Consider the following 17,659-nt stretch of genomic DNA (forward strand, 5'->3'; position numbering starts at 1 on the left):
CAATCGCACGATCCCCCGACACCACGCCGGCGGAGCGCTCTACGGCAACACCTGCATCCACACCGTCATGGCGCACGCGCCACGATGATTCCAGGCGTAATACGGGATGGCGGTCAGCGTCGCGGGGCGGAGGGATGTGCGCCGCGGGGCCCACGGACGGTATAACTTCTGATCTTCTTCCTCGGGGAGGGCACCCTGAGCGATCAGCCGGGTTACGCCCCCCAGAAGCTCCGGCCGGTGCTCGACGACGATCTCGCCTCGAGCGTCCAACAGGGCATCCAGCACAGAGACGCCGGGATTGTCATGCGCCTCCCAGCAGTACACGATAGGCCCTCGCTGCAGCGCCGCGCTGCAGCGATTCTCGACCAGGCGCGGGTGGCTGGCCATCACCTTCGGCGGCATCTCCAGGGAGAGGTGCACGCGATCCCCAGGCTGCCAGCGACGGCGCAGCGCGGCGTAGCTACCCGGCGTACCCCGCACGTCTCCTTCGCCGTTCACCGAGATCGTCGCACCGTCGGCCCAGCCGGGCACGCGCAGGTACAGGGTGAACTCGATCGGTCGCGCCGGGAAGATCGACAGCCGCACATCGCCTTCCCACGGATAATGGGTGTCCTGCACGACCCGCAGCCCGGTCCCATCGGATAGCTGCCAGCGCAGCTCGCCGCGATCGTACAGATGAACCCAGAGGCCCTCCCGGCTGGTGCTGTAGAAATAGCCCGGCAGCGAGGCCAGCATACGCCCTACATTCGGCGGACAGCACGTGCAATCGTACCACGGCTGCCGCTCATAGGGCCCTCGACGCGCCCAGGGATACCAGGGATCGCCCTCGCCCTCGCCATCATAGCGCAGCGGGTTGACATAAAAATAGCGGGTGCCATCCAGGGAGACGCCGGACAGGAACCCATTGTACAACGCACGCTCCATAAGGTCCGCAAAACGGGTTTCGCCGTCCAACACGAGCATACGCCAGTTCCAAAAGATGTTGCCGATGGCCGCGCAGGTCTCCGCGTACGCGCGTGCGTTGGGGAGTTCGTAATCCCTCCCCAGGGATTCCCCCAGGTGACGCCCTCCGGCACCGCCCGTGATGTACACCTTAGCCCGGGTGAAATTCTCCCACTGTCGTTCCAACGAGGCGAGAAAGGCGCGATCTCCCGTCTCCGCGTAGTAGTCGGCACCGCCACAGCAGAAATAGAGAGCCCGCACCGCGTGACCTTCGATCTTCTGCAGCTCGGTGAAACGCGAGGCGTCCAGCAGATGTCGGGCCAGATCAAGATAGCGCTCCCGCCCCGTCTCCCGATATAGCTCCACCAGGGCCATCTCGATCTCCGGATGACCGGAGAAGGCGCCCTCGATGGAGGGGATCACCTGGCACAGATGGTCGGCAAACCGCAACGCACAGTCCAACAGCTCGCTCTCACCGGTCGCCCGATGGTGTGCGATCGCCGCCTGAAACAGATGCCCCGCGCAATACAGCTCGTGGTCCGTATCGAAGCGGGTATATCGCTGTTCATATCGCTCGTCGACGTAGTAGGTGTTGAGGTAACCGTCCGGCCGCTGCGCGGGGAGGACGGCCTCGATCGCCTGGTCCAGCAGGTGTCGGATCTCGGGGGCCTCCTCCGACTGGAGGACGAAGGCAGCCGCCTCCATCCACTTATACAGGTCGCTGTCGGTGAAGAGGAAGCCGCGCCGGGGCACATCCTTCGCCCCGTACACGCGTCGGAAGTTATCCACAACCCCATGCTCCTCCAGCAGGCGATAGAGCTGGGGAAGGCCAGCCCGAACGTTCGCCTCCAAACGCGGACTCCAGAACCCATCCCGCAGACGGACGGCGCCCGGGGGGACGGGGTTCAGCCGGGCATACGGAGAGGCGGTCGTGTCCACCACGCCGCGCGTATGGATAGGGGGAATCACAGACATTCACATACCCTCCATGAAAGCGCTGGAACGCCGGTGCCAATGGCTCATCGCCGTCATTATAGCACACGCGCTTGCCATGAGATGCCCGGAGCGAGCGAGGCCGCAGGCAACGAAAAAGGCGGCAGGGGTTCCTGCCGCCTGAGGAGAGGCGAAGGCTTGCTCCACCTCCATACATAAGGGGATACGGTAGGGCGGTCAGCAGGTGGAGAGGATCCGGCAACGACGTGCCCACCGTGGGGGTCGAAGAAGGGAACACAGCTCCGTCTCACGCTCCTGTTCGGGCAATAGCCGGTCAAGCTGGCCGGCGAATTGCTCCAGGGAGGAGGCCTGAATGGCGGAAACCGTCGCGTACTCCTCGTCCGTCAGATCGAAACGAAGCAAGGCCTCCGGCGTCTGGCTCAGAAGCTGCTGGGCGAAGTCGCGGTCCACCAAAGCCCGCCCGACGATAGCTTGCAGCGTCTCCCAGGTCATGTTGGTCCTCCACAAAGACATTCCTCTTCCAAACGATCATCAAGTTCTCCCTCCATCTTGTCTGTCAACCCTGGTCGATTTCCAAAGCCCCACCCGCCCAGCGTGAACGCTTCGTTAACCGCGAAGGCTATACCATAAAGATCACGACGGACGCTGGCTTTCACGACCGTCCGTCGTCTCGCGATCACAAAGTATCAGCCTGACTATGCAGGCTCTTTTCGCCACAAGGCGTCAGTTGACGCATGCATATGTTTGTACAGAAACCAGAACGCCCCGGCCGCGATCACCACATCCCCCACGCTGAAAACTCCGCTGATGGGCGCCGGTGGGGGGATCACGAAGACGTCGGAGAGCCACCACAGCCTGGTCGCATCTCGCGGCAACAGGATGTCCTTGGTGTTGAGCACTCGCGCCCCGGGCTGCTCACCCAGGATCAGGTGTGCGAGCCCGCTTTGAGTTAGGGCCTCCCGGGTGATGGGCATATACCCGCCGTTCGCGATCATGACGGTGAAGTTCAAGGCCAGGCCCAAAGCGATAAGCTTCATACCGGGAAGACGCCGGTTCACCCACATGAGTGGGATCAGCAGTCCGTAGGAGATCACCATCACCAGCGCGCGGATGCTCAGCAGGCCCTCCGCATGCGGCGCTGGATGGTAGATCAGATAAGCCTGTGCGGCGAAGACGAGCGGCGCCAGCCACGCCCAACGGATCGAGACGTGAGCCAGCCGCTCGGGACGTCCGCCTGTCACCAGGCTCACCACGAAAGCGACGACGACCGCAAAGAGTAGGATCATGCGCTACCCAGGCCAGATGCGAAATAGACAAGATGCAAGGGGCCGGCCATAGGCCAGCCCCTCGCTCTGCGAAACAGCCCCCATGTTGGCAACAACGAATCAGCGACTCAACACGGATTGCAAGAGCTGCTACCGCCGAAGGCAGACGGCGCTCCGCTGGCGGCGACCAACGACAGGATCGTGATCAACACCCAAACCACCTTCCAGTACAAGCCTTTCATCGGACTGCCTCCCATCAGGATTGTGTGAGCCGTCGGGTCACGTAGTTCAGCCTCATTGTTTCCCGGTGGACTCACCAATCGCTGACGGGTTCCCAATATACCGGCAAGAGGTATCTCGTCCGGCGGCATACCCAAAGAGGAAGTTTCCCTTGAAAAACTGCGCCCCCAAAGCTCTCCGCCGAATTTCCACCGAGAAAGACACCCTATCGTCGCCCCGGCAGGGTTGCAGGATCCATGGGGACAGGTATACTGAGGGCGCGCGATCGGAGTGAGATCCCTTTTCACCAGGAGCGTCCCATGAAAAGAGCGACACGAGATATCCTGTACTTTGAGATCGGGGCCGACAACGCGCCCACGCTGCGCGTGCAGCCGGGCGAGGTATTTGAGGTGGAGACGCAACTCAACCGGGGGCCCTGGCTGGACACACATCCAGATGGGGAACGACTGCGAGAGCAGCTATACGGCGGCAATCCCTCCAGTGGCTGTATCTATGTGGAGGGCGCCCAACCGGGGCAGATGCTCACGGTCCACATCGGTGAGATCGATCTGGACCCGATGGGGTTCACCAGCTTCAGCGGGAGCACCGGGGCCATGCCCGCCTGGCTGGGCGGCTCCGGCGTCGGCGCTCATCACCGCATTGTGGAGATTCGGGACGGGTTCGTCCATTGGGACGAGCGGATTCGATTCCCCGTCGCCCCCATGATCGGGTTCGTCGGCGTGGCTCCGGCCCGCGAGCGCTATCACAACGGCTGGGGCGGGTATTGGGGGGGCAACTTCGACGTACAGGAGATCACTACCGGCGCGGCCGTGCAGCTTGCGGTACACGTCCCGGGAGCACTGCTGCACATCGGCGACATGCACGCCCTCCAGGGCGATGGGGAGATCTGCGGCGCGGGCGGGATCGAGGCCAGCGGCCGCGTGCGGATCCGCTGCGAGCTCTCGGAGAAGCCGCCGTCCATGTTCTGGCCGCGCATCATCGACGAAACCCACATCATGACGGCGGCGATGGCCCGGCCAGCTGAGGACGCGTTCCGCCACGCCCTGGAGGCCATGGTGCTCTGGCTGGAGGAATCATACGGCTTCACGCGCGGGGACGCCTATCTCTTCCTGGGCCAGGTGCTGGAGGCGCGCTGTACCCAGTTCGTCAATCCCACATTCACCTACATCGCCAAAGTGCCGCGACGCTACCTGGAGTAAGGGACGCCGCGGCGACGCGAGCGAAGCGGAGATCGGGAAGCGAGGTAAGGGGCGCTCTCCTCAATCGACCCTACTCCAGATCCTCCCGGTAGGAGCACATATTTATGGAGGTGATGATGTCTCGGGTGTGCATCGCGGCCGCGCAGGTGGCGCCGGCCTATCTGGATCTGGAAGCCTCCCTGGCCACCGCCGATCGGTGGATCGCCGAGGCCGGCAAACAGGGCGTGCAGCTGCTAGTCTTCCCCGAGACCTGGCTGCCGGGCTATCCCTTCTGGCTGGATGTCAGCCCGGAGATGGGGCTATGGGATTACGCGCCCACCAAAGCCGTGTTCCGCCGCCTGTTTGAAAACAGCGTAGACGTCCCCGGCCCGGTCACCGAGCGGCTGGGGAAGGCGGCTCGCCGCGCCGGGCTGAACCTGGTGATGGGGATCAACGAGCGCGACGGTGGTACGCTTTATAACACGATCCTCTACTTCTCGGAGGATGGCGAGCTGCTGGGCAAGCATCGCAAGTTGATCCCCACCTACACCGAGCGGCTGGTGTGGGGACGGGGTGACGGCAGCACGTTAACCGTCGTGGACACGCCGGTGGGGCGCGTCGGTGGGCTGGTGTGCTGGGAACATTGGATGCCACTGGCGCGTCAGGCCATGCATGACCAGAGGGAGACCTTCCATGCCGCGCTGTGGCCAACGGTCAGGGAGATCCTGTTGGTGGCCTCCCGCGCCTACGCCTTCGAGGGGCGTTGTTTCGTGGTGGCCGCGGGCTCGGTGCTGCGCCGCGAGCACCTGCCCACCGGGCTGGCGTTGCTGGACAGCCTGGAGGGCGACGGCCCATGGATGCGAGGCGGCTCGGCCATTATCGGGCCGGATGGGGCCGTCATCGCCGGCCCGGCCGGGGAGGAGGAGACCTTGCTGACCGCAGAGATCGATCCCGGCCGCATCCTGGAGGAACTGATGACGCTAGACGTCAGCGGCCACTACGCCCGACCGGACGTGTTCACCCTGTACGTCCACAGCGACCCACAGACGCCGGCCGGGTAGCGTCCTCACGACCTTTCGCCCTCATCCTCTTCGATCAGGCCTACGTCCACCCGTACTCGTAGCATGTCTCATACATGGCGACGATGTTCTCCGGCGGGCTCACGGCCTGGATGTTGTGACACGGCGCCAGGATATATCCGCCGCCCTCGCCCAGGATCCGCAGGTTATCCAGCACCTCCTGCCGCACCTCCTCCACCGTGCCAAAGGGCAGCGTATACTGATTGTCCATGGCGCCGTGGAACACGAGCTTGTCCCCAAAGTCCCGCTTCAGCCCCTCCCGATCCATCCCCTTGGCCCGCCACTGGATCGGATTGAGGATGTCGATCCCCGCCTCGATCATGTCCGGGATGATGCGCCGGCAGTTGCCGTCATTGTGATGGAAGACGAACGCCCCCGCCTCATGTACCAGGTCGATCATGCGCTTCATGCGCGGGATCAGGAACTCATGGATCTGGGCCGGGGAGAACATCAGGTCATCCTGTCCCCCCATGTCCTCGGCCACATAGCTCAGCATCACCTGACCGGGGATCTGCTCGAAAATGCGACGGGTGTTCTCGTAGGCCAGGTCGAAGAGCTTGTCCAGGCAGTAGTGGACCATCTCCGGGTTGAGCACCAGATCCATAAACGCCAGCTCCTGGCCGCGCAGGTCTTTGTAAATGAGGAACGGCTCCGAGCCACCCCCGCGGATGGGATACATCTCGTTCCCTTTCACCTGCTCCGGGATATCGGAGTAGTCCCACCAGTCCGGATCAGGCCAGGTGTAATTGCGCTCGATCTCCTCCACTGAACGATATTGGGCGAGGGGGTGATAGACGCACTCCCGATACACCCCGGTGCCGTAGTCCACATCCTGGTAGCCGCAGCCGAAGACATCGTACCCTTCGGGGATCGGCGGGCCGACATAGCGCGGGGACACGGAAACGACGAAGTCCACGTGTAGCTTCTGCAACATCTCCCGCTCGCTGCTGCAGCCGAGATGCTTCATCAGCTTGGCCGTGGCCTCCGGAGTGGCCCAGTAATCCATGGGCACCCGATCCGGCTGCTGGCGGGTGAGCACGGCCAGCCACCGCTCGCGAGGGGTCATCGTCTCTTTGGGCATGTCTCGTCTCTCCTTCTGATCCCAACCCGCATGACACTTGGCCTTCAGATCAGGTCGCGCACCAGCTCGCCCACCCGTTTCACCCGGCGGATATCCCCATCCGGAGGGATCTCATCGGAGATCCCCAGCACCAGCCGGGGATAGAACAGGTCGACCAGCTGTTGGACGCAGCGTATCAGCACATCCTCGGGGTACGAGGGCAGGAAATACACGGCCGGGATGCCATCCAGCAACACCAGCGGCCCCAACGCCTCCTTGATCTCCTCGATGGTCACGTCGCCCTGAGGCTTTGGCGTGGCCGCCTCGATGCCATCCCATGGACAGGCCCGCAGGTAGGGCAGCAACGGCTTCATAGCCCCGTCGACGTGGATATGGACGAACTTGCCCGCCTCGTGGAGCTGCTCCACCCTACGTCGGTAATACGGGATAAGATGCTCGTTCCAGATGGGCGGTGGGTCCATATGGGCGTCGATGTTCTCGCCCAAGTTGAGGATAGGGGCCGGGCACGTGCAAAGGAGCTGATAGAGAGCGTCATCCGCCTTGCTTGCCACCTCCATGTAATGCGCGATCTTCTCCGGGCAGTCGTGCATGGCGTAGATGGTGTTCTCAAATCCCATATGCTCGATGAACAGGCCCTGCAGGGGCGAGCGACGAAAATAGAATTGGGGAGCGCCGCGCGTCCCGATCCGCTCCAGGTCGGCCTGATAGGTCTCCTCGTCCCACCACCATTCCTCATCCTGCACGATGTACTCCAATACGCGCAGGTCGTCGACACCCTTTACCTTGTACTCATCATGGTAGGCGGAGATCCCCCACGCGTCGTAACGGAGGACCTCCCGCAGCGTCCCCACGGGGGTCTCCCAATATCGCGCGATTCGCTTCTCATCCAATTGCTCCTCGCGCACGCACACCTTGTGGTAGCGCACCCGCAATGGAGAGGTGAAATAGCGCACCGAGGCCAGGCAGTCATCGTAAACGTCCAGCAGGCTGGCGTCCCTGTACTCGGGCGGAAGCGTCCCCCGCTTGCGATTCACGCGATACCAGAACTCGATCCGGGGCTGCCACAACACACCCCCCGGATCCTCTCCACGAAAGACGGCCAGGTTCATCCCACACCAGTTGGGGATCCCCTCACGCGAATACGGCATCCTTCTCCTCCTCTTTGCCCTGACGGCCGAGCCTCACATCGCTATGATACTCGCTGGCAACGGGAATGTCCAGCATAGACGAGAGAGGCCGCCTCCTAATTTGACGTCAGCACGCCCTCCGTCTATAATCCAGGACTAGACTGACCAGTCAGTTTAGAAGGGCCGCGAAAAGGAGCAAGGTGATGAACACGACGCAACTGGTCGCTCTCCTGATCATCTCCGTCATCCTGGGCGCGATCTACGGCTACCTGGCGGGCGTAATCGGCAAGAAAAGACGCCCGTACGGCCTGGCCGGGGATCTCCTCATAGGGATCGCCTGCCAGGCTATCGTCAGCATCACCCTCTTCTGGCTCGTGCCGAAGATGGGGTTCACCGCCCCGATCTGGCGATGGCTTTCGGCCCTTGGCGACACCAGCGTCGTGACGATCTTCGTCCTATGGCTGGCCCGCCGCATACAGGAAGGATAACCCAGGAGCCTCGGAGAGCCCGTTTCACCATACCACACGACCAAGGAGCAGAGAAGCGGATGGCGCTGTCCCGGATGAACAGGACGGAGGATCGGCGGGCACAGATCTTGCAGGCCGCCATGGTATGCTTTGCCCGCCACGGCTATCACCGCACGACGATGGACGAGATCGTGCGGGAGAGCGGACTGAGCAAGGGGAGCTTATACTGGTACTTCAAGAGCAAAAAGGAGCTGTTCCTCTCCATCATCGACGCGTGGATCTCGGGGATCAACCAGACGCTCCAGGAGCTCTCCCAGATGGAGGAGATGACGTGGGCCGATCGGCTGCGGCGCGCGGCCGAGCTGATCGCCGAGGATATCGCCAAACAGCGCGACTTCGCCTCGCTCACGCTGGAGTTCTGGGCGCAGATGCAGCAGGACGAGCAGGTGAGAGAGCGCATGGTTCGCATCTATCAGGAGACCGTGGACGTGCTACAGCGCTTCATCGCCGCGGGCATTCAGGCGGGGGAGTTCCACCCGACCGACCCGCGGGCGGCGGCCGCGGTGCTCATCGCCGCGTTCGACGGGATGATGCTCCAATGGTCCATGATGCCGGATCAGCTCCACTGGCCCGATCTCAGCCATATGATCATGGACATCTTCCTCCACGGACTGGAAGCGCGTTGAAGCCATGACACCCTTCGACACGGATCTGGCGATCCAGGCGGTGGAGCTGACGAAGACGTTCGGCGACGTGACGGCGGTGGACGGTCTGAACCTGGCCATCCGCCCCGGGGAGATCTTCGGGCTCATCGGCCCGGACGGCGCCGGCAAGACCACGACGATCCGCCTGCTGGCGGCTGTGATGGTGCCCAGCAGCGGCCAGGCCCTCGTGGGCGGCTTCGACACCGTGCGGCAGGCGGAGGACATACGCAAGATCATCGGCTATATGCCCCAACACTTCAGCCTCTACGGCGATCTGACGGTGCTGGAGAACCTGAACTTCTTCGCCGACGTGTTCGGCGTCCGCGGCTCAGAGCGCCGTGCGCAGATCGACCGGCTCCTGGCCTTCGCCCGCCTGGAGGAGTTCACCGACCGCCGCGCCGCGCACCTCTCCGGCGGGATGCAGAAGAAGCTGGCCCTGGCCTGCGCGTTGATCCATCGCCCGCGCATCCTGTTCCTGGACGAGCCCACCACCGGCGTCGACCCCATCTCCCGCCGCGAGTTTTGGGACATCCTGTCCGATCTACACGTGCAGGGCGTGACCCTCTTCGTCAGCACGCCGTACATGGACGAGGCGGAGCATTGCTCGCGCGTGGGGTTGATGTTCCGGGGGCAGATCATCGAACGGGGCACGCCGGACGAGATCAAGGCGCTGGTGCCGGGGCAGTTGTTGGCGGTATGGACCCGGGACCTGCTCCGGGCCCGGCGGGTGGTCGCCGCCCTGGAGGGCGTCTACGAGGTGCAAACCTACGGCGATCTGCTGCACGTCTTCGTGGACGACGCCGAAAAACGGCAGCCGGAGGTGGAGGCTGCCTTGAGGGGCGCCGACGTGCCCTTCGAGCAGATCCGGCGCAGCATCCCGCGCATGGAAGAGGCGTTCATCTCCCTGATCCGCAGGCAGTTAGAGGGCGAACGTGGACCTACACAAAGTTCGGGCAGTCGTCCGTAAAGAGTGGATCCATATCACGCGCGATCCCCGCACCTTCTTTCTGGTGACCATATCGCCGGTGTTCCTGCTGATCGTGCTGGGGTACGCCTTCTCCGTCGACGTGAAGAACGTGGCCGTGGCCGTGATGGACTACGACCGGACGGCCCTCTCCCGGGCGTACGCCCTGGGAATCGATAACAGCGCAGAGCTGGATGTCTGCTGCTACTTGGATCGCTGGGAGGAGATTCAGCCGCTGCTGGAGCGATCGAGGGCGCGTGCCGTGGTCATCATCCCGCCGGGGTTCGCGAAGGAACTCATGGCGGGGAGGCCGCCCGCCTTGCAGATCATCGTGGACGGCACGGATCCGAATACGGGACAGCACGCGATCACCTATCTTGGGGGATACACCGGCGCCTTCGTGGCCGACCAAATCGCAAACGCCCTGGCCCCGGGCGGCCCCGACATCCCGTTGCCACGGATCGAGTTGCAGGTGCGCACCTGGTACAATCCGGCGTTCAAATCGGTGATCGGGATGGTGCCGGGCCTGATCGCCATCGTGCTGACCATGCCCGCCATGTCGATCACCCTGTCCCTGGCCCGGGAGCGGGAATGGGGAACGTTGGAGCAGCTCATCTCCACGCCGCTACGGCGGTCGGAATTGCTGATCGGCAAGCTGCTTCCCTACGTGCTCAGCGGCCTGATCGGGGTGGTTCTGTGCACTCTGGTGGGGATGCAGCTCTTCGGCGTGCCGTTCCGGGGGAGCTTTCCCCTGTTCATGCTCCTCTCGGCGGACTTCTTCCTCGCCAGCCTGGGCCTGGGGCTGCTGATGGCGATCTTCATCGGCAATCAGCAATTGGCGATGATCGTGTCCCTGCTGGTATTCCTCTTTCCCGGATTCTTCCTGTCCGGTTTGATCTTTCCCATCTCCGCCATGCCGCCGGAGATGCGCCTGGAGGCCTATTCCGTTCCCACGACCCACTACGTGACCATCAGCCGCAGCATCTTCCTGAAGGGCGCCGGGTTGGATATCCTATGGCCCTATGCCCTGGCGTTGCTTATCATGGGGTCTGGGCTCTCATTCCTGACCGTCCTGCTGTTCCGCAAGAGGCTGTGATCCGATGCTCACCCGCATTCTGACGCTGACCGGTAAAGAGCTGATCCAGCTACGACGGAACTGGCTGCTGGCGCTCTTCATCCTGTTCGGCCCCATGTCCGAGCTGATCGCCGTCGCCTACTCCACCTCGCAGGATATCGACCATCTGCCGACGGCGGTGATCGACTATGATCGCTCGCAAGCCAGCCGGGCCCTTCTCCAGGCGCTGGTGAACACGGAGACCTTCGATCTGAACTACTGGCCGGAGGATGAGACCGCCATCTCCCGGCTGCTCGACGCGGGAAAGGTGGTGGCGGCAGTGATCATCCCGCCAGGCTTCGAAGATGCGCTCATGCCGGGCCACGCCGGCCGGTCGGAGGTGCAGGTCATCCTGGACGGCTCGGATCCGACATCGGCGCGAACGGCCATGCGATCGGCGGAAGGGGTGGTCGCCCGGATGAACCAGGATCTGGCAGCGCGGCAACTGGGCATCGCGGCCACCTCCTTCGGCAGCTTCGAGCCCAGCGTGCGGGTCTGGTTCAACGAGGAACTGCGAGAGGCCAACTACACCGTGCCATCCGAGCTGGGATTCATCCTGTACGTGGTGGCGTTGATGATCGCCTCCCTGGGGATCGCCCGGGAGCGAGAGCTGGGGACGCTGGAGCAGCTGCTGATCACCCCCCTGCGCCCCATCGAGCTTATCATCGGCAAGGCGATCCCGGCCGTCATCCTGGCCTATGCCGAATTCCTGCTGCTGCTGGCGGTCACCCTCGTCATCTTCAAGGTGCCGATGCGCGGCTCATGGCCCTTGCTGTTGAGCGTGGCGCTCTTCTATCTCTTCGTCGAGCTGGGATGGGGGATCTTGGTATCCTCCGTCTCCAGGACCCAGCAGCAGGCGTTGTTGTTCGTGTTCATGCTGGCCATGGGGGAGATGGTGTTCTCCGGATATATGATCCCCGTCGAGACGCTCCCCCGGCCACTTCAGATCCTGTCGAACTTCGTCCCGATCCGACACTTCCTCATCATCCTGCGGGGCATTTTATTGAAGGGGGCGGGGATCCAGGCCTTCTGGTACGAGCTGGGAATGCTGGCATTGCTGGGGATGATCATCACGACGGTGACCTTTGTCGTCTTGAGGCATTTGCAGCTGGATTGAGTCACGGGATAGGGTGGGGCGATCCATGAGTTGCCTACTCGGGAGGCGAATCGACGGGATCGCAACTTACGTATCCACGTGAGGCTATCGATCACGGGTAAGGTAGGGGAATGAGCACATCGGACAAGCTCGCGATCGTCACTCAGGAGCTGACGAAACGATTTGGGTCTTTCACAGCCGTAGATCGGATCAACTTCTCCGTACGGGAGGGGGAGATCTTTGGGTTCCTGGGCCCCAACGGATCCGGCAAGACCACAACGATCCGGATGCTGTTGGGCCTGCTGCGGCCCACGTCGGGAAGCGCGCAGATCCTGGGATACGATGTCGCCCGGCAGACCGGCCAGGTGCGACAGATCGCCGGGTACATGTCACAGCGATTCAGCCTGTACGATGACCTGACGGTGACGGAAAACCTGAACTTCTACGGCCGCACCTATGGCGTGCGCGGCCGGGAGCTGGAGGAACGCAAGCGGTTCGTGCTGGAGATGGCGGGGCTGGTCGGCCGGGAGCGGGAGCTCACTCGCAACCTCTCGGGCGGATGGAAGCAGCGGCTGGCGCTGGGGGCCGCCATCCTGCACCGCCCCCGCATCCTGTTCCTGGACGAGCCCACCGCCGGCGTCGATCCGGTCTCCCGCCGCCAGTTCTGGGATCTGCTCTATCAACTGGCGGACGAGGGCACCACGATCTTCGTCACGACGCACTACATGGACGAGGCGGAGCATTGTCACCGGCTGGCGTTCATCCACCGAGGGCGCATCGTCGCGCAGGGTACCCCGGTCGAGATCAAGACGCATCAGATGCGCGGGCAGGTGATCGAGATCGTTTGCGAGCCCACGGAGGCGGCCCTGATCGCGCTGCGCGCCATGGACCGGTTCGACGAGGTGGCCCTCTACGGCGCGCGGATCCACGTCGCCGCCCCGAACATCGCCCAGCAAGAGGATGCGATCCGAGCCACCCTGCTGAAGGCGGGGGTACGGATCATCGACATGAGCATCATCCCCCCCTCTCTGGAGGACGTGTTCATCTCCCGCCTCCGTTAGCGAGTGGGGATTTCACGAGAGGTGAGGCATGGTCAAGCGGATTCTCTTCGTTGTGATCCTGATCGCCGTGCTAGGTATAGGGGCATGGCAGGGATATCGCTTCGTGCAACGTCGGCCCGAAGCGGTGCAGCAGGTCCTGACCGACCTGGAGTTTACCACCGGAGCGGACACGGGTCACCTGAAAGCGTCGGGCATCATCGAGGCACATCAGATCGAGGTGGCGCCCGAGATGGGCGGGGTGATCGTAGAGCTGCCCGTGCATGAGGGGGACCTGGTGGAGGAGGGCCAGCTGCTGGTTCAGATGGACACGGACGTGATCGACGCGCAGCTGGAGCAGGCGGCCGCCGCGGTGGCGGTGGCCCAGGCCCAGTTGGAGCTGGTGAAGGCCGGCCCCCGTGAGGAGCAGCTGCGGCAGGCCGAGGCAGCGGTACGCCTGGCCGAGGCCTCCCGCGACGCGGCGCGCCAGGCGTGGGAGGACGCCAAGGAGCTGCGCGACCACCCCCAGGAGCTGGATCTGCAACTGATCACCGCCCGGGTGGAGGTCGCGATCGCCGAAAAGCAGGTGCTGGCGGCACAGGCCAACGCCCGTGCCATGGATCTGGAGCATGAGATGTGGGGTCGCATGGTGCGATCCCTGGCGGAGGGCTTTGACGTGGTCCTGCCGGGCGGGTACGGCTTCCACTACACGCCGGGGACGGACAAGATCCAGGCCGCCAACCTGCAATGGAACCTCGCCGGCCAGAAGGCATGGGAGGCGTGGCAGGCGGTAGAGGAGGCCAAGGCCCAGCTCCGGGCGGCCCAGGCACGCCTGCGAAACCTGGAGGCCAAACGCAACAACCCGATCGAGCTGGAGATCCAGGTGGACCAGGCGGAGGCGGCCTTCCACGGCGCCGAGGCGCAGGTGGCGCAGGCCAGGGCGGCGCTGGAACGCCTGCGAGAGGGGGCCACGCAGGAGCAGATCGAGGTCGCCCAGGCGCGGCTGAAACAGGCCGAATCCGCCCTCGATCGCTTGATGACGCAGCGCGAGAAGCTCACGCTGCGCGCCCCGCGCTCGGGAGTGATCGTAGCCAGGCCCGCGAACCGGGGGGAGGCGGTGATGCCGGGCACCCCGCTCCTCAAGATCGCCGATCTCGATCAGGTCACGCTCACCGTGTACGTGCCCGAGGATAAGATCGGCCTGGTGCGCCTGGGGAACGAGGTGAAGGTCACCGTGGATTCCTTCCCCGACCGAACGTTCACCGGCCGGGTGACGTATATCGCCGATCAGGCGGAGTTCACGCCCAAGAACGTGCAGACCGCGGAGGAGCGCGTCAGCATGGTCTTCGCGGTCAAGATCACCCTGCCGAATCCGGATCACGCCCTGAAGCCGGGCATGCCGGCCGACGCCGATTTCGGCCCCATTCGCGATCTGTGAGGGGGGTTATATAATGAAGGGAAATATCTCTCGGTACGGGATCATCCTAGCCGCCGTGATCGTGGGGCTCCTCTTGGTGCCCCTGCACTCGCTGGCGCGGCCCCAACAGCGGGTCGTTGTAACCGCCTCGGGCACGATCGAGGCGGAGGAGGTGAAGATCAGCTCGGAGACCGGCGGGCGCGTCGTCTCCGTGTTCGCCAACGAGGGCGACCCGGTGGAGGAGGGACAGCTGCTGGTGCAACTGGACGACTCGTTGCTGGTCGCCCAGGTGGGAGAGGCGGAGGCGGCGGTCGCCTCGGCCCGAGCCATGCTCGCCGAGACGAAGTCCGGGCCACGGCCCTCGGAGATCGCGGCCGCACGAGCGGAGGTCCAGCGCGCTCAAGCCGAGCTGGCCGGGGCGCGAGCGGCCTACCAGCACGCCCAGGAGCTGCTGGAAACCCCGCACGACCTCATCGCGCAGATCGATGATGCCAAAGCGCGCATCGAGCTGGCCGAGGCGCAGCTGGGTCAGGCACAGGCGCGGTACAACGCAGCGAAGGCGCTGCGGGACGGCGCCACCGGCGGCTCGGACGAAGACAAGACGAAGCGGGCGGTCTACGAGCAGCAAATGGTGGCGGCCCAAGCCTCTATAGAGGCGGCGGAGGAGGCCAAGAAGGGCGCCCAGGCGTTACTGGCCGCCCTGGAGGATATCCGTCGCAATCCGCTCTCCCTCATCGCCGAGGTGCACAGGACGGAAGGACAGGTGAAGATCGCCGAAGCCGGCCTGGCCCTGGCTCAGGCGAAGCTGGACGCGCTCCTGGCCGGCCCGCGGATGGAAGAGATCGTGGCCGCCGAGGCCCAGGTACAACAGGCGGAGGCCGCGCTGCATCTCGTTCAGGTGCAGCGGGAGAAGCTGTCCCTGCGCAGCCCCATCTCCGGGCTGGTCACCAGCCGCCTGGTGGATCCGGGCGAGCTGGCAGCCCCGGGCGCCGTCCTGATGACCGTGGCGGACCTGGACCAGGTGACCCTGCAGATCTTCGTGCCGACCGGCCGCATTGGGCACGTGAAGCTGGGCCAGAAGGCGATCGTGAAGGTGGATTCCTTCCCTGATCGGGAGTTCCACGGCCGCGTCGTCTACATCGCCGACCGGGCCGAGTTCACGCCCAAGAACGTGCAGACGCAGGAGGATCGCGTCCAGACGGTGTTCGCCGTAAAGTTGCAGCTGGAGAATCCGGAACACCTGCTGAAGCCGGGCATGCCGGCCGACGCCACGCTGATCGAGTGAGAGACCGGCCTCTCAACAGGTCTAGACATCCAGGCGGGACGGGTTCCGGAACCCGTCCCGCCTTTACCCCGCCGAACGTGTTTGACGCCCCCACCGATTCCAGTTAAGATAGCTGCGCCGTTCGCAGATCGCTGGCGGCCCCAGAGCGTTCCCTCAACGCATGAGTCTGGAATCCGCGATGTACGGAAAGGTGAGATCCCATGGCGATGAACCAGCAGGAGTCGTTGGAGGCCATCCGCAAGCTCTTGACGGCGCGTGATGAAGAGGAGTTGAGCCGGCTGATCGGGCTGTACCTGCCCGCGATCGATGGTACGTTCTTCTCGGTTCTGAACGAGGTCGTGGCGCAGTTGAGACGGGAGAACAAGTCTCAGATCGCCCATGCGTTGGAGGCATTGGGCGCTCAGATGCTTACGATGAAGACCCTGATCTGATCGATGGTGGCATCCCACAAACTGATCCAGGTCCTGCTCTCGACGATGGTCATCGCCGTCGTCACCTGGATCGGAGAGCGACATAGGGGAGTGGCGGGCATCCTGGCCACGATGCCGCTGACCATCCTGGTCACGCTGGTGATCGTGTTCCAGAACACCAACGGGGATCACGTCAAGGTCTCCGAATTCCTTCTGGCCAGCCTGGGCGGCATCGTGGGGACGATCTGCTTCCTCCTCGCCGCCTGGTGGGCCGCGTCCCGCCGTTACAACCTGTGGCTGGTGATCCTGATCGGCTACGGCGCTTGGGGGGCGGCCCTCATCGCCGGCCGGGCGATCTCACGGCTCCTATCGTGAGGCGGGCGACGGACACCGCCGCCTATGGGACCCGATAGAGCAGGAACCAGGCGTCGGACAGCGGCCACAATTTGGGCCGGCGGGCCACCAACCGCCATCCCATCCCCTCACATTCCGCGAACAGCTCGTCCCGATCAAAGGTACGCCAACGCCACTGGCCGGGAAGGTACGGGCGCCGGCCCGTCAATCGCCGGCGAAGGCGGCGCGTTGCCCTGGGGATCGGCGCGTTCAGGCAGGCCTCGATCAGGACGTAGGCACGGCTCACCCGGGCCATCTCGGCGAAGGCGCGCCGCCGCACGTCGTCCGGCAGATGCCCCAGAAACCGGATAGACATCACGCAGTCGAAGGCGTCGGTGGCGAAGGGCAGCCGGGTGGCATCCGCCTGCGCGAAGGTGGCGCCATCGATCTGGGCGTTCCTGCGCCGGGCCTGTCCCAACATCTCCAGCGACACGTCGGCGCCGGTGATCGTGTAGCGCGGCGCCAACAGATCCAGGAAGCGCCCCGTCCCGGCGGGCAGATCGAGCACGCGCGCTCCCGGGGGCAGGTGAGCGGAGAGCAACGCGTGGACCGCTCGCCGATCCAGCCAGTTCCCCAGCTTCCCGGTCAGGCCGGAGAAACGGGACGTCTCATACCGCTGGGCCACCGTGGTGTCCTGATACGCCTCTCGTGCGCCGTACGTTGAATCGTTCATCTCTCGCCTCGACCCTGCAACCCGATCCCTCCATTCTTCCGGTCATTCCCTCGCCAGGCGGGCTCCCTTTCCTGAAGATGAGCGCCGGACGCTAACGCGTGAGTTCCTGCCACAGCGCCAGATATTCCCTGGCGGCGCGCTCAACCGTGTACTTCTGGGCGATCCGCTCGCGCGCCGCCTGTCCCACCGCGGAGAGATCCGCATCCAACGCCCGGCTCAACACCCGTTCCAGA

At 64.2% G+C, this 17,659-nt stretch carries 19 protein-coding genes; 12 read left to right on the plus strand and 7 right to left on the minus strand.

Translation table 11 applies throughout. From position 1 onward, the window contains the following. Nucleotides 1-39 precede the first annotated feature (39 nt). The 3 genes from GXP39_19250 to GXP39_19260 form a co-directional block, all read right to left on the minus strand. Complete coding sequence (locus GXP39_19250) at nt 40-1,917, minus strand: glycoside hydrolase family 127 protein (protein ID NOZ30172.1); 1,878 nt, start codon at nt 1,915-1,917, stop codon at nt 40-42. Nucleotides 1,918-2,112: 195 nt separating this feature from the next. Continuing rightward, nucleotides 2,113-2,388, minus strand: a complete 276-nt coding sequence (locus GXP39_19255) for a hypothetical protein (GenBank protein ID NOZ30173.1) — start codon at nt 2,386-2,388, stop codon at nt 2,113-2,115. A gap of 203 nt (nt 2,389-2,591) precedes the next feature. Further along, nucleotides 2,592-3,182: a DUF5317 domain-containing protein gene (locus tag GXP39_19260; protein NOZ30174.1), complete on the minus strand. Its 591-nt coding sequence runs from the start codon at nt 3,180-3,182 to the stop codon at nt 2,592-2,594. A gap of 518 nt (nt 3,183-3,700) precedes the next feature. Between GXP39_19260 and GXP39_19265 the strand changes: the two genes are divergently transcribed. Both GXP39_19265 and GXP39_19270 read left to right on the plus strand, forming a co-directional pair. Further along, nucleotides 3,701-4,600 carry an acetamidase gene (locus GXP39_19265; protein ID NOZ30175.1) on the plus strand — a complete coding sequence of 300 codons (900 nt, stop codon included), beginning with the start codon at nt 3,701-3,703 and terminating at the stop codon, nt 4,598-4,600. A 116-nt stretch (nt 4,601-4,716) separates the two neighbouring features. Further along, on the plus strand, nt 4,717-5,640 hold the full coding sequence (locus GXP39_19270) for a carbon-nitrogen hydrolase family protein (protein NOZ30176.1): 924 nt from the start codon (nt 4,717-4,719) through the stop codon (nt 5,638-5,640). Between the two features lie 40 nt (nt 5,641-5,680). On the opposite strand, the gene GXP39_19275 is transcribed toward GXP39_19270, so the two are convergent. Continuing rightward, complete coding sequence (locus GXP39_19275; protein ID NOZ30177.1) at nt 5,681-6,739, minus strand: uroporphyrinogen-III decarboxylase-like protein; 1,059 nt, start codon at nt 6,737-6,739, stop codon at nt 5,681-5,683. A 44-nt stretch (nt 6,740-6,783) separates the two neighbouring features. Then, complete coding sequence (locus tag GXP39_19280; protein ID NOZ30178.1) at nt 6,784-7,887, minus strand: hypothetical protein; 1,104 nt, start codon at nt 7,885-7,887, stop codon at nt 6,784-6,786. Nucleotides 7,888-8,069: 182 nt separating this feature from the next. Here GXP39_19280 and GXP39_19285 point away from each other — a divergent pair, with 182 nt between their 5' ends. The 10 genes from GXP39_19285 (at nt 8,070) to GXP39_19330 (ending at nt 16,735) form a co-directional block, all read left to right on the plus strand. Continuing rightward, nucleotides 8,070-8,354 carry a hypothetical protein gene (locus GXP39_19285; protein NOZ30179.1) on the plus strand — a complete coding sequence of 95 codons (285 nt, stop codon included), beginning with the start codon at nt 8,070-8,072 and terminating at the stop codon, nt 8,352-8,354. Between the two features lie 74 nt (nt 8,355-8,428). Beyond that, nucleotides 8,429-9,019, plus strand: coding sequence for a TetR/AcrR family transcriptional regulator (locus GXP39_19290; GenBank protein ID NOZ30180.1), 591 nt, complete (start codon nt 8,429-8,431; stop codon nt 9,017-9,019). A 4-nt stretch (nt 9,020-9,023) separates the two neighbouring features. Then, entirely contained in the window at nt 9,024-10,004 is a 981-nt protein-coding gene (locus GXP39_19295) for an ABC transporter ATP-binding protein (protein ID NOZ30181.1), read from the plus strand. Continuing rightward, nucleotides 9,970-11,097, plus strand: a complete 1,128-nt coding sequence (locus GXP39_19300) for an ABC transporter permease (protein NOZ30182.1) — start codon at nt 9,970-9,972, stop codon at nt 11,095-11,097. The genes GXP39_19295 and GXP39_19300 overlap by 35 nt, the downstream gene beginning before the upstream one ends. A gap of 4 nt (nt 11,098-11,101) precedes the next feature. Continuing rightward, the gene (locus GXP39_19305) at nt 11,102-12,232 is read left to right on the plus strand and encodes an ABC transporter permease (GenBank protein NOZ30183.1); all 1,131 of its coding nucleotides are present in this window, start codon (nt 11,102-11,104) and stop codon (nt 12,230-12,232) included. A 110-nt stretch (nt 12,233-12,342) separates the two neighbouring features. Continuing rightward, nucleotides 12,343-13,272 (plus strand): ABC transporter ATP-binding protein, encoded by a 930-nt coding sequence (locus GXP39_19310; GenBank protein NOZ30184.1) that lies wholly within the window; start codon nt 12,343-12,345, stop codon nt 13,270-13,272. Between the two features lie 28 nt (nt 13,273-13,300). After that, the gene (locus tag GXP39_19315; GenBank protein NOZ30185.1) at nt 13,301-14,686 is read left to right on the plus strand and encodes an HlyD family efflux transporter periplasmic adaptor subunit; all 1,386 of its coding nucleotides are present in this window, start codon (nt 13,301-13,303) and stop codon (nt 14,684-14,686) included. A 13-nt stretch (nt 14,687-14,699) separates the two neighbouring features. Then, complete coding sequence (locus tag GXP39_19320; GenBank protein NOZ30186.1) at nt 14,700-15,950, plus strand: HlyD family efflux transporter periplasmic adaptor subunit; 1,251 nt, start codon at nt 14,700-14,702, stop codon at nt 15,948-15,950. Nucleotides 15,951-16,150: 200 nt separating this feature from the next. Next, a complete protein-coding gene (locus tag GXP39_19325) occupies nt 16,151-16,381 on the plus strand; it encodes a hypothetical protein (GenBank protein NOZ30187.1) in 231 nt (76 codons plus the stop codon). 3 nt (nt 16,382-16,384) lie between these two features. Beyond that, nucleotides 16,385-16,735, plus strand: a complete 351-nt coding sequence (locus tag GXP39_19330) for a DUF3147 family protein (GenBank protein ID NOZ30188.1) — start codon at nt 16,385-16,387, stop codon at nt 16,733-16,735. Between the two features lie 22 nt (nt 16,736-16,757). Here the strand turns inward: GXP39_19330 and GXP39_19335 are convergent, their stop codons facing one another. Beyond that, a complete protein-coding gene (locus tag GXP39_19335) occupies nt 16,758-17,426 on the minus strand; it encodes a class I SAM-dependent methyltransferase (protein ID NOZ30189.1) in 669 nt (222 codons plus the stop codon). A gap of 91 nt (nt 17,427-17,517) precedes the next feature. Further along, nucleotides 17,518-17,659 (minus strand): hypothetical protein (locus GXP39_19340; protein ID NOZ30190.1); only part of this gene is annotated, 142 nt, incomplete at its 5' end.

The organism is Chloroflexota bacterium (assembly GCA_013152435.1).
In the GTDB taxonomy this organism is placed as follows: domain Bacteria; phylum Chloroflexota; class Anaerolineae; order DUEN01; family DUEN01; genus DUEN01.